General features: G+C 62.0%; 20 protein-coding genes, 1 pseudogene and 1 riboswitch. Of the genes and pseudogenes, 7 read left to right on the forward strand and 14 right to left on the reverse strand.

Annotated features, from left to right (window positions below; translation table 11 throughout):
* Nucleotides 1-35: 35 nt before the first annotated feature.
* The 3 genes from Q4T40_19970 to Q4T40_19980 all read left to right on the forward strand — a co-directional run bounded on the left by Q4T40_19970 (nt 36) and on the right by Q4T40_19980 (nt 3,584).
* Nucleotides 36-1,688, forward strand: a complete 1,653-nt coding sequence (locus Q4T40_19970) for a diguanylate cyclase (GenBank protein MDT8903511.1) — start codon at nt 36-38, stop codon at nt 1,686-1,688.
* Between the two features lie 170 nt (nt 1,689-1,858).
* Nucleotides 1,859-1,987 carry a hypothetical protein gene (locus Q4T40_19975; GenBank protein ID MDT8903512.1) on the forward strand — a complete coding sequence of 43 codons (129 nt, stop codon included), beginning with the start codon at nt 1,859-1,861 and terminating at the stop codon, nt 1,985-1,987.
* Nucleotides 1,988-2,006: 19 nt separating this feature from the next.
* Nucleotides 2,007-3,584 carry a hypothetical protein gene (locus tag Q4T40_19980; GenBank protein ID MDT8903513.1) on the forward strand — a complete coding sequence of 526 codons (1,578 nt, stop codon included), beginning with the start codon at nt 2,007-2,009 and terminating at the stop codon, nt 3,582-3,584.
* 82 nt (nt 3,585-3,666) lie between these two features.
* On the opposite strand, the gene Q4T40_19985 is transcribed toward Q4T40_19980, so the two are convergent.
* Both Q4T40_19985 and Q4T40_19990 read right to left on the reverse strand, forming a co-directional pair.
* Nucleotides 3,667-4,752, reverse strand: coding sequence for an NADH:flavin oxidoreductase (locus tag Q4T40_19985; GenBank protein MDT8903514.1), 1,086 nt, complete (start codon nt 4,750-4,752; stop codon nt 3,667-3,669).
* Between the two features lie 226 nt (nt 4,753-4,978).
* Nucleotides 4,979-5,560, reverse strand: a complete 582-nt coding sequence (locus Q4T40_19990) for a TetR/AcrR family transcriptional regulator (protein ID MDT8903515.1) — start codon at nt 5,558-5,560, stop codon at nt 4,979-4,981.
* Nucleotides 5,561-5,898: 338 nt separating this feature from the next.
* Between Q4T40_19990 and trkA the strand changes: the two genes are divergently transcribed.
* Together trkA and Q4T40_20000 are read left to right on the forward strand one after the other, a co-directional pair.
* On the forward strand, nt 5,899-7,242 hold the full coding sequence (trkA, locus tag Q4T40_19995; protein ID MDT8903516.1) for a Trk system potassium transporter TrkA: 1,344 nt from the start codon (nt 5,899-5,901) through the stop codon (nt 7,240-7,242).
* 5 nt (nt 7,243-7,247) lie between these two features.
* Entirely contained in the window at nt 7,248-8,714 is a 1,467-nt protein-coding gene (locus Q4T40_20000; GenBank protein MDT8903517.1) for a TrkH family potassium uptake protein, read from the forward strand.
* Nucleotides 8,715-8,754: 40 nt separating this feature from the next.
* Here the strand turns inward: Q4T40_20000 and Q4T40_20005 are convergent, their stop codons facing one another.
* The 5 genes from Q4T40_20005 to serS form a co-directional block, all read right to left on the reverse strand.
* Entirely contained in the window at nt 8,755-9,603 is an 849-nt protein-coding gene (locus tag Q4T40_20005) for an ATP-binding cassette domain-containing protein (protein MDT8903518.1), read from the reverse strand.
* Between the two features lie 57 nt (nt 9,604-9,660).
* A complete protein-coding gene (gene cbiQ, locus Q4T40_20010) occupies nt 9,661-10,422 on the reverse strand; it encodes a cobalt ECF transporter T component CbiQ (protein MDT8903519.1) in 762 nt (253 codons plus the stop codon).
* 1 nt (nt 10,423) lies between these two features.
* Complete coding sequence (locus tag Q4T40_20015; GenBank protein ID MDT8903520.1) at nt 10,424-10,690, reverse strand: energy-coupling factor ABC transporter substrate-binding protein; 267 nt, start codon at nt 10,688-10,690, stop codon at nt 10,424-10,426.
* A 45-nt stretch (nt 10,691-10,735) separates the two neighbouring features.
* The gene (locus Q4T40_20020; GenBank protein ID MDT8903521.1) at nt 10,736-11,473 is read right to left on the reverse strand and encodes an energy-coupling factor ABC transporter permease; all 738 of its coding nucleotides are present in this window, start codon (nt 11,471-11,473) and stop codon (nt 10,736-10,738) included.
* Between the two features lie 102 nt (nt 11,474-11,575).
* Nucleotides 11,576-11,761, reverse strand: a riboswitch (cobalamin riboswitch).
* Between the two features lie 40 nt (nt 11,762-11,801).
* Nucleotides 11,802-13,073 carry a serine--tRNA ligase gene (gene serS / locus Q4T40_20025; GenBank protein MDT8903522.1) on the reverse strand — a complete coding sequence of 424 codons (1,272 nt, stop codon included), beginning with the start codon at nt 13,071-13,073 and terminating at the stop codon, nt 11,802-11,804.
* A gap of 225 nt (nt 13,074-13,298) precedes the next feature.
* Between serS and Q4T40_20030 the strand changes: the two genes are divergently transcribed.
* Nucleotides 13,299-13,970, forward strand: coding sequence for a uracil-DNA glycosylase (locus tag Q4T40_20030; GenBank protein ID MDT8903523.1), 672 nt, complete (start codon nt 13,299-13,301; stop codon nt 13,968-13,970).
* Between the two features lie 160 nt (nt 13,971-14,130).
* Here the strand turns inward: Q4T40_20030 and Q4T40_20035 are convergent, their stop codons facing one another.
* From Q4T40_20035 to Q4T40_20060, 6 genes and pseudogenes are all read right to left on the reverse strand, one after another.
* Nucleotides 14,131-17,922, reverse strand: a complete 3,792-nt coding sequence (locus Q4T40_20035) for an autotransporter outer membrane beta-barrel domain-containing protein (protein MDT8903524.1) — start codon at nt 17,920-17,922, stop codon at nt 14,131-14,133.
* A gap of 15 nt (nt 17,923-17,937) precedes the next feature.
* Nucleotides 17,938-19,161 carry an autotransporter strand-loop-strand O-heptosyltransferase gene (locus Q4T40_20040; GenBank protein ID MDT8903525.1) on the reverse strand — a complete coding sequence of 408 codons (1,224 nt, stop codon included), beginning with the start codon at nt 19,159-19,161 and terminating at the stop codon, nt 17,938-17,940.
* The gene (locus Q4T40_20045; GenBank protein ID MDT8903526.1) at nt 19,158-20,468 is read right to left on the reverse strand and encodes an autotransporter strand-loop-strand O-heptosyltransferase; all 1,311 of its coding nucleotides are present in this window, start codon (nt 20,466-20,468) and stop codon (nt 19,158-19,160) included. The genes Q4T40_20040 and Q4T40_20045 overlap by 4 nt, the downstream gene beginning before the upstream one ends.
* Nucleotide 20,469: 1 nt before the next feature.
* Entirely contained in the window at nt 20,470-20,823 is a 354-nt protein-coding gene (locus Q4T40_20050; protein ID MDT8903527.1) for a hypothetical protein, read from the reverse strand.
* A 186-nt stretch (nt 20,824-21,009) separates the two neighbouring features.
* Nucleotides 21,010-21,594: a response regulator transcription factor gene (locus Q4T40_20055; GenBank protein ID MDT8903528.1), complete on the reverse strand. Its 585-nt coding sequence runs from the start codon at nt 21,592-21,594 to the stop codon at nt 21,010-21,012.
* An 82-nt stretch (nt 21,595-21,676) separates the two neighbouring features.
* Nucleotides 21,677-23,341 (reverse strand): annotated as a pseudogene (locus tag Q4T40_20060) (histidine kinase N-terminal 7TM domain-containing protein).
* A gap of 264 nt (nt 23,342-23,605) precedes the next feature.
* On the opposite strand from Q4T40_20060, the gene Q4T40_20065 reads away from it, so the two are divergent.
* Nucleotides 23,606-24,019 (forward strand): uracil-DNA glycosylase, encoded by a 414-nt coding sequence (locus tag Q4T40_20065; protein MDT8903529.1) that lies wholly within the window; start codon nt 23,606-23,608, stop codon nt 24,017-24,019.
* 148 nt (nt 24,020-24,167) lie between these two features.
* Here Q4T40_20065 and Q4T40_20070 read toward each other — a convergent pair whose 3' ends face one another.
* Nucleotides 24,168-25,001 (reverse strand): hypothetical protein, encoded by an 834-nt coding sequence (locus Q4T40_20070; GenBank protein ID MDT8903530.1) that lies wholly within the window; start codon nt 24,999-25,001, stop codon nt 24,168-24,170.
* Between the last annotated feature and the right edge of the window lie 23 nt (nt 25,002-25,024).

Raw genomic sequence — 25,024 nt, forward strand, 5'->3', positions numbered from 1 at the left:
ATCGGCGATAACGAACGGCACGGGAGGTATAATCCATGAACATGCCGGCGAAGCCGACGGCCGGCGAACGGCCGCCGGCGGGAAAAGCCGCGGGGCCGCTCAGCCTGCAGCGGCTGCTGGTAGTTGTCCTGATCGCCTTGGCTGCGGTAGGCTTCTATCAGCTGTGGACGGCACGGGTGGAAAGAGCGCTGCTCGTCGCCGAAACGCAGCTGATCGACTCCCAGATCGCCCTAAAGGCCACCCTCTTTGCGGCCACCGCCCAGCTCGACCTGCTCCGCGTCGGCCTTGAGCAGGCACTCGACGACCCGGCCCCCCGGCCGTTGCCGTCCGCTCACGACTGGCTGCTCCCCGTTCCCGGGCGGGATGCCTTCAGCGGCCCGACACCCTTACTGTCGCCCGGCGTTCCGGCCACCCACGTCACCCTCGGCGCCCCCCTGCCCGCGTCCGGCGGCGAACGGGCCCGGGAGCTGGCCGCCGCCGCGACGCAAGCGCCGCTGTTCGCCGCCGTCAAAAATAACCTCGGCAACGCTTCCTGGGTCTACTACTATTCGCTCAACCGGCTGCTGGTCGTCCACCCCTACGAGCCGGGCAGCATCAGCTGGTCCGACGCCCTCCTCGCCCGAGATACCTTCGTCAACGCCTCCCCGGCCCGCAACCCCGGCCGCGGCTACTACTGGAGCAACGTCTACGCCGACAGCGCCGGCAAGGGGCTGATGTGCTCGGTCGTCAACCCCGTATACGACCGTGCGGGCCGCTTCCGCGGCGTCGTCGGTTTCGACTTCACCGTCGACAGCCTCATCGGCTACCTCACCGGCGAAGAACTCGCGATCGGCACACCCTTCATCGTCAACAAGAACGGTCAACTGCTCGCCCATCCCACCCTCGTCAAATCATCGGACAGCAGGGTCAGCACCCTGGAGGACGCCCTGCCGGCCCCGCTCAGGCCCGCCGCCAACCGGCTGCTGGAAATCCATCCGGGCGGGTTCGCCGCTATCGGCGACGCCTACGTAACCGCGCTCGACCTGGGGACAGCCCCCTGGCGGGTCCTGTTCGTCGTCGACAAACGGCGACTCGGCCTTTCCGTCCTCGGCGACATGCGCTTCGAGCTAGCCGGCATGGGGCTGCTGCTGCTCGCCCTGTTCTTCTTCCTCAGGAACGTCCGCCTGACCGAGGAACTGGCCCGCCTGGCCGTAACCGACCCCCTCACCGGCCTGGCCAACCGCCGCCGCTTCATGGACGCCCTGCACGGCGAAATCGGCCGGAGCCGTCGCAGCGGTCGCCCTTTCTCGCTATTGATGCTCGACATCGACCACTTCAAACACGTCAACGACACCTACGGGCACAACCTCGGCGACAAAGCCATAATGGCCCTGGCGGAAACGCTTGCCGCCGGAATCAGGGAAATCGACATCGCCGGCCGTCTCGGGGGCGAAGAATTCGGCGTCATCCTCGCCGACACCGGCCTCGCGGGTGCCCTCGTCGCTGCCGAACGGCTGCGGCAGGCCGTCGCGGCGGTGAACATCGCCGCCGGGGACGGCGCGGCCTTCCGGATCACGGTCAGTATTGGCGCCGCCGAGCAGGGCGGGGAGGGGGGCAGCCCCGAGGAACTTATGCACCGGGCCGACACCGCGCTTTACGCCAGCAAAAACAGCGGGCGAAACCGGGTCACGGCCAATAACGGACAATAACCGGGCGCCATAGCCTTCAAAAGTACATCCCGCAGCCATACCGGCGGCGGGATGTACTTTTTATAATATTGCGAATATTGGTACTGCAAACCTTTAAATGGTATAATTTGGATAAGAATAAACCTGCTCGATAACCGAAAATCCCACAAAAACGGCGAGGGGGTGAAAAAATGGATGCGCTGGTTGCCGCGGGATACATCATAACCGTTCTGCTGATTTGCTTTAATACCTACCTTGTACTGAACCGGGATGTACAGATCGACCAGGAGCATGAGCCGCGCGAAGGCCCGGAAGGATAAAGGAAAGGAGGACCCGATAATGGAGGACTATCTGTCCAAGTACGGCGTCATTATCGCCATGATGATCGTCTATATGGCCTTTTCCCTTTGGATCGGCTACTATTTCAAGAATAAAGCGCAGAAAGGCGTGTCGGAATACTATGTCGCCAAACGGGAGATCCCCGGCTGGGTCGTCAGTTTGGCGTTCTACTCCACCTTTATCAGCACCAACACCTATATCGGCCAGGCCGGAGCGGCGTTCAGATTCGGCCTCACCTGGATATGGCAGGCGGTTGTCTGGACGATCTTCTGCATCATATCCTGGCATGTGCTCGGGCCGCGTTTGCGCAACCAGACGGCGAGGCTGGGGTCGGTCACCCTGCCCGACTACTTCGACTTCCGCTACCAAAGCCCGCTGTCGAAGCATATCAGAGTCCTCGCCGCGGTCATCATCGTCTTTTCCACCCTGTGGTACATGGTGGCGATCGCCAAAGGCTGCGCCCACCTGCTCGACTCCATCCTCGGCATACCCTACTGGGCGGGGGCGTTCGCCGTCATCTTCCTCACCGCCCTCTACACCGTCTGGGGCGGTATGTACAGCGTCCTCTGGACCGACGCCATGCAGGGCGTCATCATGTTCTTCGTCGCCATCCTGATGGCGGCGGTGCCCTTCCTGTACGTCGGCGACATCGGCGCGGTCTTCGAAGCCATGCGGACAACCGACCATCTTACGGCGGCCGGCAAACCCATCGGCGGCGGCCTGCTAGAATTCGGCGCCCTGGTCGCCCCCGCCTACGTACTGGGGATTGCCGCCTCAGTCGGCATCAAGCAGGTTGCCGAGCCCCGCTGCCTGATACGCTTCTACTCCATCAAAGACAAAGCGGCCATGAAGACGGCGATGCTCTGGACGCCCATCCTCATGGGCATATCCCTGATCTGCGTCTTCGGCATCGGCGCTTACGTCCACGCCATGGTCGACGCGAAAGAAGCGGCCATGCTCATGAAAAGCACCGACAAAGTTATCGGCTTCATGCTCGACAAGTACGACAGCACCTGGCTGTCAGGCTTCTGCATCGTCGGCCTGTTCGCGGCCGGCATGTCCTCGCTGGCGTCCGTCACCCTGATTGTCGGCACCGCCTGCATCCAGGACATCCGCAACATCATGGGGCGGCCGCTGGCGGCCGGCGCGACGATCGTCTGGACGAAAGTAGCCATGGTAGCGTACTGTGTGCTCGTATTCCTCGTCACCATCAGGCCTCCGGCCGGCATCGTCGAACTGACGGCCTTCTCGGGAGCGATCTTCGGCGCCAGCTACTTCCCGGCGGTATACGGCGGGCTCTACTGGCGCTGGGGCACCGGCCACGGCGCGTTCTACTCCATGCTCGCCGGGCTGGTGTCGTGCATCGCCTGGCGGTACCTCATCCGTTTCGACGTGCCGGGCATGAGAAATATCCACGAAATCTTTCCATCCTTCGTCATCAGCATCATCATCTTCGTCATCGTCAGCAAGCTGACCCAAAAATATGCGCCGAGCGAAGAGCGGCTAAACCAGGTATTTGAAAACCTGGACGGCGAGCAAGCCGGTACCGGGCAAACACCGGCCCGCCCCGCCGGCTAACCCCTGCGAAAAAATAGCGCCCAGCCAGCAAGCGCCCGCCGGATGGCTCCGGCGGGCGCTTCCGATAATTTAACAGGCCCGGTCAGGCTTCGCCGTACATGGCGCAGCGGATGCCGGCTGGAGTTAGGCATTTGTTACAGGAAACGCACCTTGCCCCGCTCCTGTCTCCCGACCGCCAGCGCTCAAGCAGGCGCGGCTCGGCGATCAGCGGCCGGCACAGGGAAAAATAAGCGATCTTGGTATCCTGCAACAACCGCTTCATCACCTCCGGAGAACGGAGGCCCCCGACCAAAATGACCGGCGCCGTCACCTCGTTGGCGATCCTGGCAGCGTATTTCGCGAAATAAGCCTCCTGGTCAGGAGAGGTAATATCGCGGCGGACGGTGCATTTCTCCCTGAACGCCGACAGGCCGCCGCTGATTTCCAGCCCGTCGATCCCCTTCTCGGCCAGGAGCCGGCACGTATACAAGCTGTCGGCGAACGACATCCCGCCATCGACAAAGTCATCGCAGTTGACTTTGGCCAGGATGACGAAATCAGGCCCCGTCTGCCGACGGATCGCCTCATACACTTCCAATAGAAGCCTGGCCCTGTTTTCGGCCGGGCCGCCGTAGCCGTCCGAGCGGCGGTTATAATACGGACTCAGGAACTGGCTCAGCAAAAACCCATGGGCGGCGTGAATCTCCACCCCGTCGAACCCGGCCGCTTTTGCCCTGCCTGCAGCCGTCGCAAACCCTGCGGTCAACCGCGCGATATCGGCTTCCGTCATCGCCTTGCCCGTCCTGCCGGTGCCCAGATCGGGTACAGCCGAGGGGCTGTAGACGTCCGGGCCGCTCTCATAAGGCGACTGCGGTCCCCCGTACCCGATCTGCAGCACTACCTTGCCGCCCTCCGCATGGACTTTGTCGGTCAACTTGCGGAAGCCGTCGAGCAGCGAATCGTCGTGGATGCCGCACATCGCCGGCAGCCCCTGGCCGTCAGGCAGAACATAAACCCAGCCGGTGACAATCAGCCCTACCTGGCTGCGGGCCGCCTCACCATATGCCGCGATCATCCTCTCGGTTACGCCGCCGCGCTCGTCGGCCGCGAAATCCATCGTCGCGGCGCGGATAAAACGATTTGCCAGGGGCAGGCCGTTGATTGTCGTACTGTCGAATAGAGTCTTCATCACCAAACACTCCTTTTTACCATAATTGTTCGTCCCGGGGCGACGCAACAACTGCCCTCCTCTCCATTCCGGCCTCCCGTGGCCGTCGATAAGCTTCCGGCTGCATTCTGACGCCTACTTGGGTGCGCACAGTGGCAGACGGTATTATGGAATGATCGTCCCGATATCGGCAAAAATTATGGAACGATCGTTCCTCAATTAGCAAAAAAACAAATGCGGGTACATATTACGTCAGCGTCTCCAGTGCAACCGTCGCCATATCTTCCAGCACCTCACGGTTACCGTTGACCCTGGCGACGACGCTCATGCCGCGGATCACGCCGACAAAAAAGCGGGCCAGAGCGCGGCAGTCTTTCTCCGGGGCTATTTCCCCACTTTCCTGGCCTTTAACGAGAAACGCGAAAATATCTTCCTCCAGCCTGGCGGCGCCGGCTGTTATCATTCCGAGGATATGTTCGTCCAGCGTGCCCAAAGCGGTAGCGGTATTCGTGTAAAAACAGCCGCCCGGCAGATCCTTGTCCAGGGCGAACCTGATTACGCCGCCCAGTAGTTCGGTCATGCCCTGTTTGACGGAGTCCGCGGCTGCGAAAACGGCCGCCCGCTTCCGCCCGGTGAGATTCTGATAGTGCTCTAGCGCCTCGCGAAAAAGGTCCGGCTTGTCGCCGAAGGTTTCGTACAGGCTGGAGCGGCTGATTCCCATTCCGGCGGTGAGGTCGGCGACGCTGGTGCCTTCATAACCTTTGGCCCAGAAAATTTTCATCGCCTTCTGCAAAACGTCGTTACGGTCAAATTCCTTCGGCCGGGCCATTCTTTTCACCTCTGGAACAAAGTGTATCATATCGGGAACGATTAGTCCAGAATTTTTTCAACACCGAAAAGGAGAAATGGCAGCGCGCCAAAAACGTCGCGCAGCCATCGGGGGCCCGTTGATAAGCCCTGGGGCAACGGCCGGGCGACAATCTGCGACAATAATTTGTTTCCGTGGCGGGCATCTATATAACGCGATCCTTCAACTTCGCCGGCATGCGCAGTCCGGCCTATGGAAAAGTGGCCCGTTACTACAGCATTCTCCATCCGGGCAGAGGGTTTTTGTCACGTGGGGTAGAATTACTTAGTGCTATTTTGTCTTCGATGCAGAGGTGGATAATGAAAATCGTAATCGTGGGTGCCGGTAAGGTCGGGTACACGCTGGCCCAGAAGCTGACACAGGAGAATCACGACGTTATCGTCGTCGAGCAGGACGACGAGCGGCGGGCCATCATCGAACACCATCTCGATGTAATGACGGTCGCCGGTAACGGCGCCAGCCCGAGGGTTTTGGCCGAAATCGGCCTCGACGACGTCGGCCTGATGATTGCCGTCACCGACAGCGACGAGGTCAACATGATCTCCTGTATGGCCGCCAAACAGCACGGCGTCCCCAAGGTCATCGCCAGGGTGCGCAATACGGAATATCTCGAGGAAGACTGCCGGGCATTCGGCAGAACCCTGGGCATCGACCTGATCATCAACCCCGAAATGGTGACCGCTGTTGAAATAAGTCAGATACTCAAAACCCCGGCCGCCCTCGACGTCGAAGATTTCGCCGGCGGCAAGGTCCGCCTTCTTGAAGTCAAGGTCCGCCAGCATTCGCCGTTCAGCGGCGTGCCGCTGCGCGACCTGCGCCTGCCCGAGAACGTGCTTATCGCCGGCATACTCCGCAAAGACAAAATGATCATCCCCATAGGCAGCGACGCCGTCGCAGACAACGACAGCGTTTTCTTCCTCGGCGAAAAGGACGCCATCTGCCGCATGGAACCGATGTTTTCCCACAAACGCTCGCGCGTCGAACGCATCCTCATCATCGGCGCCGGCCGCATCGGCCGCAACCTCGCGCTCCTCATGGAAAGCGGCGGCTACAAGGTAAAGGTCATCGAAAAGGATCGCCGCCGCTGCGAGGAACTTGCCAAGGCTGTCGACGACACGCTCGTCATCTGCGGCGACGGCACCGACGCCGATCTGCTTTCCGAGGAAGGCATCGGCGACTTCGACGCTGTTGTCTGTCTCACCGACGACGATAAGCTCAACCTGCTTGTCGCCCTCATGGCCAAAAACCTCGGCGCCCAGAAAACCTTTGCCCGCGTCGGCCGGCCTGATTTCATCCCCCTCATGGAGCAGGTGGGCGTGGATGTCGTTTTTTCGCCCCGTCTGGTGACGGCGGGGGCCATCCTCCGCCAGGTGCGGCGCGAAGAGATCGTAGCGGTGACGCTCCTGGAGGGCGCCAAGGCCGAAGCGATCGAAGTCGACCTGCGCGCCGGCAGCCGTATAATCGGCAAGCCGCTCCGCGACATCAAATTCCCCCGGCGGGTGCTGGTCGGCGCGGTCGTCCGAAACGGCGCCACCTTCATCCCCAACGGCAAAAGCGTGCTGGAAGCCGGCGACAGGATCGTCCTGTTCACATTGCCGGACTACGCGGCGAAAATTCTCGACTTCGTAGAAAGCAAGGACTAAGCCGCATGGGAACAAGAATCGTCGCCCGGCTGCTGGGGAGATTGCTCGGCGCCTACGCGCTTTTTATGGCCGTGCCCCTCGGCTATGCCCTGTTAAACGGTGAATCCGCCTATTTGGCGTTCGTGTTTTCGTCCTGCATCACCGCGGCGCTGGGAGCGCTGCTCTTCTACAACGGCGAAGAACCGGGGCGCATAACCAGCCGCGAAGGATTTCTCATCGTAGCCGGCACCTGGCTGCTCGCCGGCGCGACGGGCGCCATGCCCTACTGGTTTTCCGGCTGGGTGCCCACCTACCTCGACGCCGTCTTCGAAACCGTGTCCGGCCTTACGACCACCGGGGCCAGCGTCATCCCCGACGTCGAGAGCCTCCCCCGCAGCCTGCTGCTGTGGCGCAGCATGACCCAATGGCTCGGCGGCATGGGCATCATCGTGCTGTTCGTCGTCTTCCTCACCAACGTCGGCGCCGATGCCGTAAACCTCTTCCGGGCCGAGTCGCCCGGGCCGACGGTTGAAAGGGTCCTGCCCCGCATCCGCACCATGGCCCTCATCCTCTGGCGGCTGTACGTAATATTCACCATCGCGGAAATCGCCCTCCTGATGCTCGCCGGCATGAGCCTGTTCGACGCCGTCAACCACGCCTTCACCACCATGGCGACCGGCGGCTTCTCTACCATGAACGCCAGCGTCAAGCAGTTCGACAACCTGTACATCGAACTTATAATAACCTTCTTCATGTTCGCGGCAGGCAGCAACTTCGCCCTTTACTACCTCGCGTGGCAAAAGGGCGTCCGGCGGCTCTTCCAGGACACGGAATTCAAAACCTACCTGGGAATAATGGCTGCCTCCGTTCTGTCCATCGCCGCCCTCCTCCACGTCCACAACGGCGCCGGTGTCAGCGGCTTGCGCGACTCGCTGTTCACCGTCACCTCGATCATGACGACCACCGGCTATGCGACCGCCGACTTCGACCAGTGGCCGTCGGCGGCCAAGATTATCCTCCTGATGCTGATGCTGCTCGGCGGCTGCGCAGGTTCGACAGCCGGCGGCATCAAAGTGGTCCGCCTGCTTATCCTCCTGAAGGACGCCGCTTGGTCGCTTCTGCACGCCGTCCACCCCAAGCTGGTGTCCGCGCTCAAAATAGACAAAAAACCGGTGGACGCCGGCGTTCTTCACATGGTCCTCCAGTTCTTCTTCCTGTTCTTGCTGATATACTTCGTCTCCGTCCTGCTGGTCGCCGCCACGGGCTTGACACCCTTCGACGCCATCGGCGCCGTCGCCGCCTCGCTCGGCAACGTCGGACCGGGGTTCGGCGTCGTCGGTCCTACGACCACCTACGCTGACCTTGCCCCGCTTGCCAAAGCGGTGCTGACCGTCGACATGCTGCTGGGCAGGCTGGAGCTGTTCACCGTCCTCGTCCTCTTCCACCCCGAGTTCTGGCAACCGTATATGCTCAGGCGGCGGTCAACCGACTGAGGACAAACAATGACGAAGCGCCGCTCGTATGAGCGGCGCTCTATTTCTGCCCGTTCTGGCGGCCGGCGAGCAGGGCGGCAAGCTCACCGACCGAGCGGGGCACGACGCCGGCGGGGAGAATGCTTCGGTCTCCCAGGGCGGCGGCCACGTCGGCGAGGATGGGTCTGGCGAAGCCAAGCGCGGCATGGTCGGCGCGGGCGAGGATATCGGCCGGGGAGCCGGCGGCGACCATCCTGCCGGCGGCGAGCACATAGACCAAATCGGCCCAGTTCCACGCCCAGTCGATATCGTGGGTGGCAACCAGCAACGTCTTGCCGGCGGCATGGAGCATGGCGAGCGTCTCCCTCAGGCTGGTCAGCCCCGGATAATCAAGGCCGGCAGTCGGTTCGTCCATCACCAGCGCTTCCGGCTCCATCGCGAGCACGCCGGCGATCGCGACCCGCTTCTTCTGGCCCTGGCTCAGGAAATGCACCGGCGCCGTCCGGTGCTCCAGCATGCCGACCGACTCCAGCGCGGCCTCGGCCCGCCGCCTCGCTTCCTCCGCCGTCAGGCCCATATTCATCGGCCCGAAAATCACGTCGTCCAAAACATTGCCGGCAAACAGCTGGGTATCGGGGTCCTGAAAAACAAGACCGACCTTCTGGCGCAGGGCCGCCAGGAAACCGCGGCCGTAGCTGTAGGGCTGTCCCTTGTAGCTGAGCTGGCCGGCGACGGGACGCAGGATAGCGTTTATATGAAGAAAAAGAGTAGACTTGCCGGCGCCGTTGGGGCCGACCAGGGCGACCCGGCTGCCGGCCGGAATGGCGAGCGTTGCGCCATCCAGGGCCAGATTGCCCGGCCGGTAGCGGAAAGTGACATTGTCAGCGGCGATGAGGGGAGTAGCGGCCATATAGTCCTCCGGTATTTACAACGGGCCTTATTTAGCAGCCCCGGCTTTTCGGAAATCTTACACTACCCCCGCCGCCGCCAAAACGGCCAGCAGCGCCACGATGGCGGTCAGCCGGAAGGGGTTGGCCGCCTGCTCGGGGTAATAATGGGTCAGTCGGTCCTGGTAATTGCGGGCTGCCAGTGCGTTGCTCAGATCGTTTGCCGTAAGAAAAGCCTTGCGCCCGACGTTGGCGGCCAGCAGCGCCAGCGAGTTCAGCGACCGCCGCGGGCCGGCGTAGCCCAGCCGCGACTGCTGCGCGGTGTAAATCTGACCCGCGGCCGTCAGGAAAACGAAAATAAACCGGTAAGTGAGCAGCGCAATCTCGCTCACCGGCCTCAGCCCGGGGAACCGGGCGAACCATGCCGCCAGATAAGCCACCGGCGTCGTCGTCGCCAGCATCATCAGGCACGACACCGCCGCCACGCTGCGCAGCAGCAGTCCGCCCGCCGCCGCAAGCCCTTCGGCCGTTACGCCTATGTAAAACCCCCCCGCCTCAACCGACGCGAGAGCGGCAAACGGGGCGGCGGCTACGCTCACCGCCACCCCCGCCAGGCCGGCGGCCAGAAAGGCGCACGGCGCCAGCCACAGCCGCGCGATATACCCCACCGGAATACGGGCCAGCACCATCACCGCGTGCATCGCCGCCACGACCGCGACGAGCGCGACGGGGCGGGGCAGCGCCAGCGCCAGCGCCAGCGAGCCGCCGCCCAGGAGAAGCTTCTCGCCAATGCTGACCCTGTTAAGGGCGTTGTTATAAGCGAGATAATCGAGATAAAGCATCTCAGCCCGCCGTCCGGCGGCGGTGGCGGTACGCAAAATAACCGAAAAACCCCACGCCGATGGCGGCCTGCAGCGCGAACAGCCAGGGCTCGGCAGCCTCCGAAGGCTCCCACAGCGCCGCGGCCCACGGCTTATAATCGGGTCTCAGCTCGCCGATGGCGGCGGTCGCCTGATCGTCGGTGCCGGCAAAATCGCCGCTGATGACGACCGGCGCCAGCACGACGGCCGCCGCGACAAGCAGATACAAACAGATACGCCCGGTTTTCATAAAAAAACGCCTCTTTTCAAAACGTCTTTAGCCCGCGACGACGCGTCAGCGGCCCAGCGACGACTCCTTCCACCACAGGGGGATAATGCCCTGCTCGCCGTACCGCAGCAAAGCATTGTACACCACCACGCTGATGAGGCCCTCGCAGATCGCCAGCGGCAGCTGGGTGAGGGCGAAAATGCCGAGGAACTTGCCGTAGGCGGCCGCAAAGCCGCCGACAGGATCGGGGAAGGCGAGCGCCAGTTGGCCGGCAGTCACCACGTAAGTCAGCCAGTCGCCGAGCACTGCGGCCGAAAACACCGCCAGCTTCTCCGGGCAGCCCAGCGCGAGGGCGAGGCGGAATGCCCCCCAGGCTGCGAACGCCCCGGCGATCCCCATCGCGAAATTGTTCGCCCCCCAGGTCGTCAGCCCGCCGTGGGCAAGCAGCAGCGCCTGGAAAAGCAGCACAATGCCGCTTAAGACGCTCGACACCGCCGGCCCGAACAGGATAGCGCTCAGGCCCACACCGGTCGGATGAGAGCTTGAACCCGCCACCGACGGGATCTTCAGGGCCGACAAAACGAAAATAAACGCCGCCGCCAAGCCAAGGAGCATCTTCCTGTCCGGGAAACGGGTGAGCACCTGATTGATCCTCCGGATGCCGAACAGCACGAACGGCAGCGTGGCCACCAGCCAGCCCACGGCATGCTCCTTCGGCAAAAAGCCCTCCATGATATGCATCGCCGCCGCGGTTGCCGGCGCCGTCACCAGCAGCGCGCCCACGGCCAAAACCTTCAAACCCATGCGCAAAACCTTCCTTCGCAGCAAAAAATCCCTACCCCGGTCGGGAAGTAGAGATTTTGCCTGCAAGCCGTCAAAATCCCCTCCCCATCGCTCGTGGGTTAAAGCGGTGATTGTCGGAAAGGCAGTTCTTCTGACTCAGGATCATCGCGCGCCTGCGCCTTCCCAGGACGGTTTCCGTCCCAGTGGCGGATCATGCAGGCTGGCTCCCCATTACAGCGGCGGGACCGTGTTGGCATCGCACCAAGCTTCCCTATTAAGCCGTAAGGCACCTTTCCCGTTATATGTAATTTTTATTCCCCTAAAATTGTATTTTATGCCGGAGTCACTGTCAAGCCTTTATCACATCGACGCCCATATACGGCCGCAGGGCCTCGGGAACGACGACCGAGCCGTCGGCCTGCTGGTAGTTCTCCAGGATCGCCGCCACCGTACGGCCGATGGCCACCCCCGAGCCGTTCAGCGTATGGACGAACTCCGGCTTGGACTTGGCGTCGCGGCGGAACTTGATATCGGCGCGGCGGGCCTGGAAATCCTCGAAATTCGAGCACGAGGAAATCTCCCGGTAGCGGCTGAAGCTGGGCAGCCACACCTCAAGATCGTACGTCTTCGCCGACGAGAACCCCATGTCCCCGGTGCACAGCAGCACCACGCGGTAGGGCAGGCCAAGCAGCTGCAGCACCTTCTCCGCGTTGGCGGTCAGCGCCTCCAGCTCCGCGTAAGAATCCTCCGGCAGACTGAACTTGACCAATTCCACCTTGTTAAACTGATGCTGGCGGATGAGGCCGCGGGTATCCCGCCCTGCGGCGCCGGCCTCGGCCCGGAAGCAGGCGCTGTACGCCGTATACCTAAGCGGCAGGTCCTTGGCGTCAAGGATCTCCTGGCGGTGGTAGTTGGTCACCGGCACCTCGGCGGTGGGAATGAGATAGTAATCGAGGCCTTCCAGCTTGAACATATCGGCCGCGAACTTGGGCAACTGGCCGGTGCCCACCATGCTGTCGCGGTTGACGATGAACGGGGGGAAAAACTCGGTATAACCGTGCTCGCGGGTATGCAAATCGAGCATAAAATTGATCAGCGACCGCTCCAAGCGGGAGCCCAGGCCGCGGTAGAACGTGAAGCGGGCGCCGGTGACCTTGCCGCCGCGTTCGAAATCGAGGATGCCGAGCCGTTCGCCTATTTCCCAGTGAGCCCGCGGCTCGAAAGCAAACTCCCGCGGGTCGCCCCAGCGGCGAATCTCGGGATTGGCCGACTCGTCCGACCCCACCGGCACCGACTCGTGCGGGACGTTGGGGATATTAAGCAAGATCGCGTCGAGCTCGCTCTCCGTCTCCTTCACCTTGCTGTCCAGCGATGCTATTCGGTCGCCCACGGCGCGCATTTCCACGATCAAGCCCTCGGCGGGGGCGCCGCTCTTCTTCAGGCGGCTGATCTCCTGGCTGACGGAGTTGCGTTTACTCTTAAGGGCCTCCACCTCCACGAGCAGTTCCCGCCGCTGTTTCTCCAGCGCCAGGAAACCGTCGAGACTGAGGTCGAGCCCGCGGTTTTTCAAAGCTGCCAAGACCTTATCAGGGTTTTCGCGTACGAACTTGCTATCAAGCATATCAGGTTCCTCCTTAGTGGTCTGCCCGTTATTGTATGCGGCCCGCGGCTGCACTATACATGTGCTTATTTCCCTGCCATGGGAAAATCAGCCAACTTATCACTATTTTAATTGTACCCTTCGCCGCCAGGCCAGTCAAGCGGCGTGCGAGGAGAGCCCTTCGCCGCCCGCCAGGGAGGATTTTCCCAGGCCGGCAGCGAAAACTAGCCGGCGAGGTGATGTGCGGTGTTCACGACATTCTCCAACCACACAGAGCTCGAACAGGCCCTGCTCGCATGCGACAGGTGCCCGCTTCGCCGCGACGCCATCGGGCCGACCTCCTGCAACGGCACTGTCGAAGCGCCCCTGGCCGTAGTCGGCGAGGGCCCGGGCGGCGTGGAGGACGAATACGGCGTCCCGCTGGTAGGCCCGTCCGGCCAGCTTTTGGACAAGGCCCTCGGCAGCGTGGGAGTGACCCGCGACAAAATTTACACCACCAACATAATAAAATGCCGCCCCAAAGGCAACCGCACTCCTACCGTCGAAGAAGGGCGCGTCTGCGCCCTCAACTGGCTCGACGAAGAACTCGGCTTCGTCAACCCCAAAGTCATCGTCGCCCTCGGCAGCGTCGCCCTCAAATACCTTATGGGCCCCGACGCGCGGATAACAAAAGACCGCGGCCGCTGGTTCGACACCAAATACGGCATCCCCGCCATCGCCACCTACCACCCCGCCTACCTCCTGCGCCTCACCGGCCACGACCAGGTAAAGGCCAAATGGGAAGTCTTCTACGACCTCAAGGCAGCCGTCGAAAAAACCCGCGAACTCGCCCCCGGCTGCGAACTCGCCTCCCCCGAAAAACCTGACCTGCTCGCCATGTACGAGGGGCGGCGGCAGGAACGGCGGAAAGGCCGCTAAGGATGAATTCACCCATTAAGCGCCGCATACTGACACGCCAAGAGCCCCGACAGCCGGTTTATATCTTCGGCTACGGGGCTCTCTGCTTATGGCGTAGCAGTTCGACAAGTTCGATTCTCCGCCTCAAACGCACATCGAAATCGGACCTATCCCCTACATACTAAAAATTCCACCTGACCCCCGCGTTGACTTGCCACGGCGTCTTCGCCTTCTCGCCCGTCGTCCGCGTCAGCTCCAGATAGCCGTCCGTCCTGGCGCCAATCTTGCCTGTCAGTCCGAGGGCGAACTCCAGCCAACTCTCCTTCAGGTCCTGCCGCATATCCACCGGCGCTTGCGTGCCGCTGGCCGCCTTTACGCCCGCCCTCGCCGCGAACTCCCGCACCAGCGACACCTTGCCGTAGTAGTGCGTCCTGCCGGCGTTGCAACCCACCGCCAGACCAAGCCGTCCGGTCAGCGAGTTCACCGCGTCGTTCGTTAGCCGCGTACCGTCGCTCGCCGTGTAGCTCGCCCCGTTTACCCGGCTGTACGTCACCTCGGCCTGCGGCTCCATGTACCAGCCCTTGGCCAACAGCCGCCGCACGCCGTACTCCGCCGACAGGCTGGAGCCCCAGTTTTCATAGCTGCCGTCGACCTTTGTATTGCTCGCGTTGTTAAGATAATTGGTATAGCTGTTTTTCAGCCGGCTCACCTTGGCAATGAGGTCCATAAAATGCCCCTTCTTGCCCAGCCAGCTGTAGTAGGCCGCCGCCGACGCGCTGGTCGCCTCGCCGCTGCCCCGGGTGTACGTGCTGCTGCCTTCCAGGTAGCCGATGGCCCAGCCGGCATAAGCCGCGCCGTCGTCGCGGCTTATCCTCCTGTCCCAGCCGCCCTGCAACGCCGTATAGTGCTGTTGCGTCGTCCGGTCGCCACCCACGAGCTCCTCGGCCCCCCGGAACGTCCTCAGCCACATCCCGGCCTCGCCGGTGGCGTTGCGCAGCTCGCCCAGCCTTTTCGTAAGGTTGTTGTTTTCGCTCCGCCACAGTATCATGTTGCCGGCAACCGCGTCGCTGCCTGTCCGCACCGTTTCACTCGCCCCGCTCGTCCCGCCATTTCGCGTCAGCGCTGTGACGTTCCACGTCGTGCCCGACGCATCCGTCGTCGAGGCCAGCGTCGGCGTATAGCTGTAGGCCCCGTACTCGCTGGCCGCCGCCGTAAAGCTCGCGCCGCCGCTCGTCACGGTGGCGAAGGTCGCCGAGCCGCTGACGCTTGCGCCGGTGAGGTAGGCCGGGTCATAGGCTACCTGCAGCGTATTCGCCGTCGAGCTTGCGGCGCTCGTTATCTTGATAAGATCGGCTTTCCCTGCCGCCAGGTCGGTGTTGATAACATAGTTCGCCGAGCCGCTGAGATTTCCGACCGTCAGCGTCCGGTCCGCCGTCGTCCCGTAGGCCAGCAGCACCTTGCCGCCGGCCGCCGCCAGGTTCGCGACGCTGCCATTGGCTGTGTAGGCTGCCGTGCCGCCGCTGGACAGGCTCAAGAGCGCATCCGTATCCACCGCCGCGTCGACGACCAGGCCGCTGCCGTACACCCGCAGCGCGTTGGTGGCGCCGGCCACGCGCGCCTTCGTCACCGTTCCGCCGGCCACTTTCACCGTATTGTTCGCGCCGCCTTCCACCAGGATTCCGCCCGAACCGCCGCTCACCGTGCCGTCGTTCACCGTCACCGTGTTGCCGCTGCCGTCTTCCACCATGATCCCGTACGAACCGCCGCTTACCGTGCCGCCGTTCACCGTCACCGTGTCGCCTGTTTCGCTGTGCAGATATATACCGTACGTGCCGCCGCTCACCGTGCCGCCCGCCATCGTAAAGGTATGCGAGGTGCCGAAGCCGGCGATGATTCCGTAATCGCCGCCGCTCACCGCGCCGCCGTTTATCGTATACGTATGCGAAGTGCCGCCGTTCATGCTTATCCCTATTGTGCCGCCGACTGTGCCGCTATTCACCGTTACCGAATGATTCGTGCCTTCGTTAATCACCATGCCGTACGTGCCTGTCACCAGGCCGCCGGCCACCGTCACGGCGTTGGCCGTGCCGCCGTCAGCCATCATCCCGTAGTAGGTGCCGCTTATCAGGCCGCCGCTCACCGTCGCCCGGTTGGCGCTGCCGCCGCTCACATAAACTCCCACTTCGCCGCCGGTCACCGTGCCGCCGGTCACCGTCACAGTATTTGCCGTGCCGCCGCTGACGTAAACGCCGTTTGTCCCGCCGCTCACCGTGCCGCCGGCCACTGTCGCTGCATTGCCGCTGCCGTTTTCCATGTATATGCCGTCCGTACCGCCTGTCACCGTGCCGCTGTTCACCCTCACCGCATAGCTTGTGCCGCCATAGATATCGATCCCGTTTCTACTGCCGCTGACTGAACCGTCGTTTATCGTCACGGCGGTCGCGCTGCCGTCGGATAGCGCGATTCCGAAGCGGCCACTGACCGTGCCGCCATTCACCGTCACCAAGCCCGCGCCGTCGGCGTATACATTGATCCCCTGGAAGACGCCGTTTACTGTGCCGCCGTTCACCGTCACCGCGTCGGCGCTGCCATGCTCCATCGTGATGGCGGCCACGGCACCGCTGACCAGCCCGCCGTTCACCGTCGCCGTATTTGCCGTGGCGCTGCCGTCGTTGGACATACGGATCATGGCGATCCCGTTGTCGCCGCTCACCGTGCCGCCGTTTACCGTCACCGTGCTGGTCTTGGCGTCCTCTACGCGGATGCCGCCGGCACCCTCGTAGCCGACCCGGCCGCTGACCAGGCCGCTGTCCAGCGTCACCGTATTGCCGCTGCCGCCCCTGACCGCGATCGCGGCGTTGCCGCTGACTGTGCCGCCTTTCACCATCACAGCGCCGGCGGCGCCGTTTTCCACGCAGATGCCGTATCGGCCGCCGCTCACCAGGCCGCCGCTTACGGCAAAGACGTTGGCACTGCCACCTGATGTATAGATGCCGTAGGTGCCGCCGCTTACTATAGCGCTGCCGACCACCGTCACCGCATTGCCGCCGCCAAGAACCGTTTCGACGCCTACTACGGCGCCGCTCACCGTCCCGCCGTGCATCGTCGCCGTATTGCCGCTGCCATTCTGCATGAGGACCCCGTGGTAGCCGCCGCTGACCAGCCCGCCGCTCATCACCAGCGCCTGGCCGGTTCCGCCGCGCAGCCCGATCCCGAAGAGTCCGCCGCTGACTGTAGCGTCGCCGCCAACCGACACGGTACTGGCGCTGTTGTCTTGCAACAGTATCCCGTCGGTGCGGCCGCTGACCAGCCCGCCACTCGCCGTTACCGCATTGCCGCTGCCGGACTTTACGAGAACTCCGTCGATGTAGCCTGTCACCGTGCCGCCGCTCACCGTCGCTAAGTTGGCACTGGCGTAATCAATTACGATCCCACCCGAAAGCATTCCGTAGATTTCGCCGCCGTTCACCGCCACGGTGTTAGAGGTGCCCGCCATAAGGATTCCAGATTCAGAGCCGCTGATCTGGCCGCCGGTCATCGTCACGGTGGACGCGGTGGTGGCGAAGTGTATGTAGACCCCGTTATAACCGCTGATCCGGCCGCTGTTAATCAACGAGGCGCTCTGGCCGGTCATAACCACGGCAGTGCCGCCGGAAACGTTTATCATGCCGGGTATGCCCACCACCAGGGTATCGCCGCCGCTTACCGTCTGAGAGGTGGTCACACTCGTGTTAATCGTGGTCGTTGTCGCCGCGTGGGCCGTGGCGAAGAACAGCCGCTCGGTCAGCTGCCCGCCGCGGTTCAGCAGGCTGAGCATCCCCGCGCCCGCATCGTCGCAGCGGACCGCGTCCTTTGCTGCCGCAGCCATCAGCGGCGCCGCCAGCGGCGCGTTCGTCTGCACCCCGTTCAGTATCGCCAGCGCTATTGACAGCGCCTTCTTCCTGTCGATGTTTCGCTTTATCTTTCTTATCATCCCGGTTCCTCCTCGTTATACCGCCGTCTTTGCCGGTCGCAGCCCATGGTCGGCCATCAGCCGGTCGATCGCCGCGTTCACCTGCCCGGCCGCTATCAGCCGCGTGCACTCGAACTGCCTGTCCGTGTTCTCCAGCCGCGGGCACCAGGCGAAATTATCGTTCGCAAACTCCGCGCCGCTGTCGGTGAAGCAGCCGTTACACACATGGTGGTTTATCACCCGATAGGGTGTGTAAAACTCCGTCTGCGGCAGACTGAAGCCGCTTATCATCACCACCGGCTTGCCTACCGCCCACGCCAGCCACGACAGCCCGCTCCCCAGGCCGACGAAGAAATCGGCGTGGTGGAGAAGGTCGACCCGCTCCGAGAGTGGCCTGTCGCCGGTGAAGTCCTCCGCCCCGTAGGGGATGCCGTTCCACCAGCGCCCCTGGCCGTGGACCCGCTCGCGGTCGATGCACAGCACCCGGTAGCCCCTGGCCTTCAGGTGCTCCACCGTCTTTATCCAGCCGTGGGGGTTGTTCCAGTACTTCGCCTGGCTCGTCGCCTGGGCGGCGATGCACACATACGGCTCGGCGATCTGCCGTTCCAGATTCTCCGGGGCGATCGCCGGGCGGATCTCCTGCGGCGTCAGTCCCAATATGCCGGCCGCCGCCTTCTGCAGCCCCAGTATCCGCCAGTCCGCCGGCTGGTACGCCCGCTCGCCGGCCGGGTAGAAGTAGCCCATGTAGTAAGTGGCGTAAATATCTTCCGGGCGCTCGCCCGGCTTTACGAAATTGACATCCGGGTAGGTGGCCTTGAACAGCTCCGCCAGCCGCGGCTCGATGGCGCAATATACCTCGCAGTCATGCAGGTATTTGAACGCCTGCCCGTAGGGGAAGGCGGCGATATTGTCGCCGAGCACGCTCCTGAGCGGGTACTGCAGCAGCACCCGCCGCTTCTTTGGAGTGAATTCGTGGTCCAGCACCAGCCGCCCGTCGCGGAAGATTTCCAGCCGGAAATTGACGTAGTACTTTTTCACGCTTGTCACCATGGTGTCCGATACCGCCGCGTCAAAGAGCGTCGTGAAGCTGTCGCGGTCGCTCAGCTTCACCCGCCAGTCGCCGGCCGGCACCTTCACCCGCGCCCCGTGGTTGAAGTCGAACTCCAGGCCGGGGATATCGGTTTTGCAGGTCAGTGGCCCGTTGTAAAACGCCATATAGGCGTTCGCGGCCACCGCCTCCCGTACCGCCGCCTCCGTCATCGCGCCGCCACCTTCAGCCCGCGGACTTTCGTCAGCCCCTTCGGGTTTAGGCCATAGTCGGCCATCAGCCGGTCGATGGTCGCGTTCACTTGCTCGGCGGCGATGGCCCGCGTGCACTCGAACTGCCTGTCCGTGTCCTTGTGGCGCGGGCACCAGGCGAAATCGTTGTGGACGAACTCCACGCTGCTGTCCGTGAAGCAGCCGTTACAGACATGATAGTTGATCACCCGGTAAGGGGTGTAAAATTCCATATACGGCAGGCTGAAGCCGCTGATCATCACAACAGGCTTGCCCACCGCCCACGCCAGCCACGACAGGCCGCTGCCCAGGCCGACGAAGAAGTCGGCGTGATGGAGTAGCTCCACCCGCTCTTTAAGCGGCAGCGCCCCGGTGAAGTTCTCCGCCCCGTAGGGGATGCTGTTCCAGCGGCTGCCGGCGCCGTGGACCATCTCGCGGTCGATGCATAGCACCCGGTAGCCTTTTTGTTTCAGGTATTCCACCGTCTTTATCCAGCCATGGGGGTTGGTCCAGTACTTGGCCTGCGTCGTCGCCTGGGCGGCGATGCACACGTACGGCTCCTTTATCAGCCGTTCGCCGCTTTCCGCCGCGATCTCCGGGCAGATTTCCTCCGGCTCCAGCCCGAGGATGTGGGGGATGGTCTTCTGCAGCCCCACCAGCCGCCAGTCCACCGGCTGGTGGTTGCGGTCGTCGCACGGGAAGAAGATGCCCAGGTAGTAGCTGGCGTACAGCCCCTCCGGCCGTTCGTCCGGGCCGACTAAATTTATGTCCGGGTAGGTCGGCCGGAAAAGCCCGGCCAGCTCGGGCGCCAGCGCGCAGTAGACCTCGCAGCCGTGTTTCTCCCGAAATCTCCGGGCATAGGGGAACCAGGCGACGATGTCCCCCAGCGTCCCCACCGGCAGCTTTATCAGCACCCGCTTGCTTTTAAGGTCGAGGTCATGCTCGAACATCAGCCTGTCCTCGCGGTAAACCTCGACACGGAAATTTATATAGTACTTTTTCACACTTGTCACGATCGTGTCCGATACCCTGGCGTCGAACAGCGTCACGAACGTGTCGCGGTCAGTGAACCTCACCCGCCAGTCGCCCGCCGGCACCTTGACCCTCAGGCCGTAGTTGAAATCGAACTCCAGGCCGTCGATGCCGGTTTTGCAAGTGAGCGGCCCCGGGTCGATGACGAAATAGGGCCGCTTATCGTGCTGCCCGCCTTGGCTTTCGGCCGCAGTCGGGACGACGCCCGTCACCGGCGCTTTTTCCTCTAACGGTTTAACTATTACACTGCTACTCATGTCATCTATCCCCTTCGTCGGCTTGCCTGACTATTATCAGCCGCGCCAGTTCCTCGCCCGACTCTACCTTTTGCCTGCCGGCTGCGAATACTGTAGCCGTATCCCGGTCGTGTTCGAGGCCGATCAGCACAAGTCCCGGTTTTTCCCGCAGCAGCGTGCCCACCTCGGCCAGCCCGCCGTCCCGTATGTCGAAGATGATCGCCTGCGGCGACAGCATCCTGACCGCCGGCGCCGCCTCGGCCAGCGAGCTGCCCAGCCGGCTCACCCGTATTTCGCCCCTCGCCTCCAGGCTGGCCGCTATCCCGGCCGCCAGCAGGCTGCCGCCGCACACCGCCACTTCCAATCGCTTTTGCATATTCGCTCACCCCGGTTTTGCCCAAAAAGCGCATACTTTTCCACTAAACCCATCCTAGCAAAATGCGCCTCCCCTGATACCTGCCTTTCGGATAGTCCGCAAAACAAAAAAGTATAGCCGGACTATACCTTGGTATAGTCCGGCTATACTGCCGACAACGCAGGAGGCCTTTATGAACAGGCGTAATTACAAGCCCAGCTTATAGGCATGGGCGATCAGCTGCGCCTTGTTCGCCAGCCTAAGCTTGCCCAGTATCTCCTTCACATGGTACTTTACCGTGACCTCCTTGATAGCCAGCCGGTCGGCGACCTCCTTGTAGGTAAGTCCCCGGGTTATGAGCCGCAGCAGCTCAGTCTGGCGCTCGGTCAGCTCCCGTTCCCCCCCGGCTTCTTCTCGCTGCCTTTGCTGCTGAAACTCGCGCAGCAGCCGCCCGGCCAGCCCCGGCGCCAGCGGCGTCTCTCCGGCCGCCAGACCGGCCAGCTGCCGCAGAAAGCTCTCCGGCTCCATCTCCTTTAAGAGATACCCCTCGGCTCCCGCCTTTAGGGCCGCCAACAGGCTATCCTCGTCCTCGACGGCCGTCAGCATCACGATCTTCGCCTCCGGATACTCCTTCTTTATCTGCCGTGTTGTCTCAATTCCGTCCATCTCCGGCATCTGCAAGTCCATCAGCACCAGCTCCGGCCGCTGCATCTCGAACTGCATCAGCGCCTCCGCCCCGTTCCTGGCCGTCGCCGCCACCTCGAAGCCGTTGGCCGTCAGGAGGCTGCGCATGCCCTCCAGGAACAGCGCGTGGTCGTCCACCAACAGCGTTTTCATAACTCTTCCTCATGCTTTCCTTGTTCTCCAGCCGGAAGCGGACCGTGACCCGCGTCCCTTCGCCGGGCCGCGACTCTATCTCCAGGCGTCCGCCAGCCTCCTCGGCCCGTTCGGCCATTATCTGCAGCCCGAAGCTCTTTCTCTCTCCGGGACCGGCCGCCATATCGAAGCCGCGTCCGTCATCCTCCACCGTCACCGTTACCTCTTCGCCCGCCTTTTCGATGATGACCTTGGCCTCGCGCGCCTCGGCGTGCTTGCGGACATTCGTCAGCGCCTCCAGGATTATCCTCAGCAGTTGCACCTCGCCGGCCTGGCCCAGCACCCCGGCGAGCGGCGCCGCCGGCAGGCTGAGCTTTACCGCGATGCCGTTATTCTTCTCATACCACTGCAGATAGTTCTCCAGGTTGGTCTCGAAGTCGTCGCTCGCCGCCGCCGTCTTCTTCAGGCCGACGATCGACTCCCGCGTGTCGGCGTTCTGCTCCCTGACCACCCCGAGCAACCGCTCCAGCTGCGTCGCCGCCGCCTCGGCCTTCCCGTCGGTTATCTGCGACCGTACCTGCTGCAGCTCCAGACCCAGGTAGCTCCATATCTGCCCCTGGCCGTCGTGCAGTTCCCGCCCCAGCCGGTCACGCTCCGTCAGGATGGCCAGCGCCTTTTCGCTTTCCAGCAGCCGCTGTTGATCCCGCCTCTGCTGGGTTATATCCTTGAAGACCAGCGTCCTGCCAAGCGGATCCCCCTGCGGCGTCGCCAGCGGTATCGTGCTTATCTGGTAGAAGCATGTCTCGTCGTCAAGCACCCGGGACGTCTCCGCGCCCTCGGGACAGCCGACAGCCTCGGCCAGCGCCGGCCAGGCCGAGGCTACCTGCGCGAACTTGTCGCCCGCCGCCGCCGGCAGCCCCGCGAATATCGCCTTCGCCGCCGGATTCATATCCACGATATATCCTTTCTCGTCCACCACCATCAGGCCGTCGTCCATCCTCCTGGTAACCGCGTCCTGCGCCAGCGGCAGTATGCTGTAAACCCGCCAGCGGTAAAAGACCCAGGTCACATAGACCGCGGATAGCAACTGTCCCGCCGTCTGCGGCGACACTACCGGCAGCTCCAGTGTAAACACCAGGATGTTGCCGATAAAATTAAACAGCGGCGTTACCGACAGCACTATCGCCTGCTGCCGCCGCAGTCCCCTGGATGCGTATATCCAGCGTGCCGACACCCCCAGGCATACCACATTGAGTCCATAACAAAAAGCCATCATCGCCCAGGCTGCCGGTCCGAACGCGATAATCAGGACGTTTCCCTCCAGCGACATTGGCCCGTAATACCAGCCAAGCTGGCCGTCGAAAGCGATTATCAGGACAAAGGCGGCCGTTATCCCCCGGATGGCATACTTCACCGCCGTCGCCAGCCGGCCCTTTTGCTGGCTGACCTCCCAGATGAACTCGAACCAGAAGTAGATAAGCAGCAGCGGCGCAAATTCCGTGAACCTAGCCCAGAACAGTTTTCCCGGCAAATCCGGGCTCATGCTGCAGAAAGCCGTGGCCGAAATCCACAAGCCCTTGCATATCTGGCAGTACACCAGCATTATCGCTCCCGGGATTCGCCGGAACTGGAACAGATAGACCGCCAGGGCCTCGAACACGGCCGCAATAAAAAGATACGCTATTATATTATCGATCGGCGCGAAAGTAACGCTAGATATCATGAGTAGGACAGTTTCTCCTTAAGAACCGGTGGTTTCCGTTGCTCTTTTCTTTTTTTCTCCATAAACGTGACTAATCCTTTGATTTTTCGGTATTTAGCTAAACGTGAAGGTCGCCAAGTATTGAACTGTTCATAAGCTACGAAAATAAGAGTGTGTTGCTACAAATACAAAAGAAATTTTCAAGACGACATTCGTACACCCCGCGGGCCTAGATATCTACTGGACATTAGCCCTGCGGCAGATGACTAACCTACCACCAACATAATAAAATGCCGCCCCAAAGGCAACCGCACTTCTACCGTAGAAGAGGGCCGCGTCTGCGCCCTCAACTGGCTCGACGAAGAACTCGCCTTCGTCAACCCCAAAGTCATCGTCGCCCTCGGCAGCGTCGCCCTCAAATACCTTATGGGCCCCGACGCGCGGATAACAAAAGACCGGGGCCGCTGGTTCGACACCAAATACGGCATCCCCGCCATCGCCACCTACCACCCCGCCTACCTCCTCCGCCTCACCGGCTCCGGCCAGGTAAAAGCAAAATGGGAAGTCTTCTACGACCTCAAGGCGGCGGTGGAAAAATGCAAGGAACTGGCGCCTGACTACGACCTGGCGTCCCCCGAAAAGCCCGACCTCCTGGCCATGTACGAAGGCCGCCGGCAGGAACGGAGAACGGGCCGCTAAGGTCGAGTCCACCAATTTTCGCGAAAGATTATAGATAGTTCTCCGCTGCAGTTGACGGTTGGTTACTTGGAGCAGAAAAGTAGGGCCCCACTTATTAGTGCGGCCCTACTTTTTTTGGATATGCTCCCGCTAACGCTCAAGCAAATTATTAATGGCCGAATCTTTTTTCATCGTTTAGCCATTTCAGGGCAAGCCTTCTGGCCTGGTCCTCTTTCGACCCTTTTGCGATATCGTGCCAGTCCCAGCTTTCGAGCAAGGTCCTCCTCTGCCCCTGAGCGTCATAATCAGCCTCGGAAAGCATCCTGCCCCTGTTCTCGGTCAGCAAGAACTGATAATTGGCTACAGTGTAGCTAAGGCTGGCGACGCCGGTGCTATACTTTTTTTGCGCGTTCAAATAGGTCAACCGTTTATCGAGCCCAGTTTTGTTCCATACGTATTTGACAATCAGCTCGACGATGACTGGATTATCCTTAGGCCAGGCGGCAATTGAGTGGATATTCCAATAAAGTGCGGAATCTTCAAGCTCGCTAAATGCGTACCACCTGGGCGCCGGGGCAACAGTATGGTCGGGCTGTACCGCACTATCCCGCCCTGGCTTCGCAAATTCCAGCACCCGGCTAATCTCCTCAGACTCTTTATGATAGTAATCACTCGGAGTGGTGTGGCGGCGGATCTCAGCATCTGTGCTGTTATACAGATATTGCCCAAGGGTTCGATACTGCAGAGGATAAACCAGCGGCGTTTCCTTCTTGAACAGTATCTTTTTTGTACCATCGTACTTGAGCGTTTCGTCCAGCACCCAAATCGTCCAGTATACAACCCGAGCATCGTCGGTGATGACCGAATCAGCATCGACATACTCGGTGCAAGGACCGTAGCGGGTGCCCTCCAGTCGCTTGAAGTATATCCAGTTAGTCGCGAAGGCGGAATTCGTAAGAATAAATAATACTAGCAGTATCAACGCAACGGTTTTGCGTATCATTGCGCATCCTTCCTCCGTCCGCT

This window comes from Selenomonadales bacterium 4137-cl (assembly GCA_032334055.1).
Lineage (GTDB): Bacteria > Bacillota > Negativicutes > Sporomusales > UBA7701 > Anaeroselena > Anaeroselena agilis.

What these genes read in the sequence shown, in the direction of transcription:
- Q4T40_19970 (MDT8903511.1), top strand. Translation starts at nt 36, where the DNA reads ATGAACATGCCGGCGAAGCCGACGGCCGGCGAACGGCCGCCGGCGGGA.
- Q4T40_19975 (MDT8903512.1), top strand. Translation starts at nt 1,859, where the DNA reads ATGGATGCGCTGGTTGCCGCGGGATACATCATAACCGTTCTGCTGATT.
- Q4T40_19980 (MDT8903513.1), top strand. Translation starts at nt 2,007, where the DNA reads ATGGAGGACTATCTGTCCAAGTACGGCGTCATTATCGCCATGATGATC.
- Q4T40_19985 (MDT8903514.1), bottom strand. Translation starts at nt 4,752, where the DNA reads ATGAAGACTCTATTCGACAGTACGACAATCAACGGCCTGCCCCTGGCA.
- Q4T40_19990 (MDT8903515.1), bottom strand. Translation starts at nt 5,560, where the DNA reads ATGGCCCGGCCGAAGGAATTTGACCGTAACGACGTTTTGCAGAAGGCG.
- trkA (MDT8903516.1), top strand. Translation starts at nt 5,899, where the DNA reads ATGAAAATCGTAATCGTGGGTGCCGGTAAGGTCGGGTACACGCTGGCC.
- Q4T40_20000 (MDT8903517.1), top strand. Translation starts at nt 7,248, where the DNA reads ATGGGAACAAGAATCGTCGCCCGGCTGCTGGGGAGATTGCTCGGCGCC.
- Q4T40_20005 (MDT8903518.1), bottom strand. Translation starts at nt 9,603, where the DNA reads ATGGCCGCTACTCCCCTCATCGCCGCTGACAATGTCACTTTCCGCTAC.
- cbiQ (MDT8903519.1), bottom strand. Translation starts at nt 10,422, where the DNA reads ATGCTTTATCTCGATTATCTCGCTTATAACAACGCCCTTAACAGGGTC.
- Q4T40_20015 (MDT8903520.1), bottom strand. Translation starts at nt 10,690, where the DNA reads ATGAAAACCGGGCGTATCTGTTTGTATCTGCTTGTCGCGGCGGCCGTC.
- Q4T40_20020 (MDT8903521.1), bottom strand. Translation starts at nt 11,473, where the DNA reads ATGGGTTTGAAGGTTTTGGCCGTGGGCGCGCTGCTGGTGACGGCGCCG.
- serS (MDT8903522.1), bottom strand. Translation starts at nt 13,073, where the DNA reads ATGCTTGATAGCAAGTTCGTACGCGAAAACCCTGATAAGGTCTTGGCA.
- Q4T40_20035 (MDT8903524.1), bottom strand. Translation starts at nt 17,922, where the DNA reads ATGATAAGAAAGATAAAGCGAAACATCGACAGGAAGAAGGCGCTGTCA.
- Q4T40_20040 (MDT8903525.1), bottom strand. Translation starts at nt 19,161, where the DNA reads ATGACGGAGGCGGCGGTACGGGAGGCGGTGGCCGCGAACGCCTATATG.
- Q4T40_20045 (MDT8903526.1), bottom strand. Translation starts at nt 20,468, where the DNA reads ATGAGTAGCAGTGTAATAGTTAAACCGTTAGAGGAAAAAGCGCCGGTG.
- Q4T40_20050 (MDT8903527.1), bottom strand. Translation starts at nt 20,823, where the DNA reads ATGCAAAAGCGATTGGAAGTGGCGGTGTGCGGCGGCAGCCTGCTGGCG.
- Q4T40_20055 (MDT8903528.1), bottom strand. Translation starts at nt 21,594, where the DNA reads ATGCGCAGCCTCCTGACGGCCAACGGCTTCGAGGTGGCGGCGACGGCC.
- Q4T40_20070 (MDT8903530.1), bottom strand. Translation starts at nt 25,001, where the DNA reads ATGATACGCAAAACCGTTGCGTTGATACTGCTAGTATTATTTATTCTT.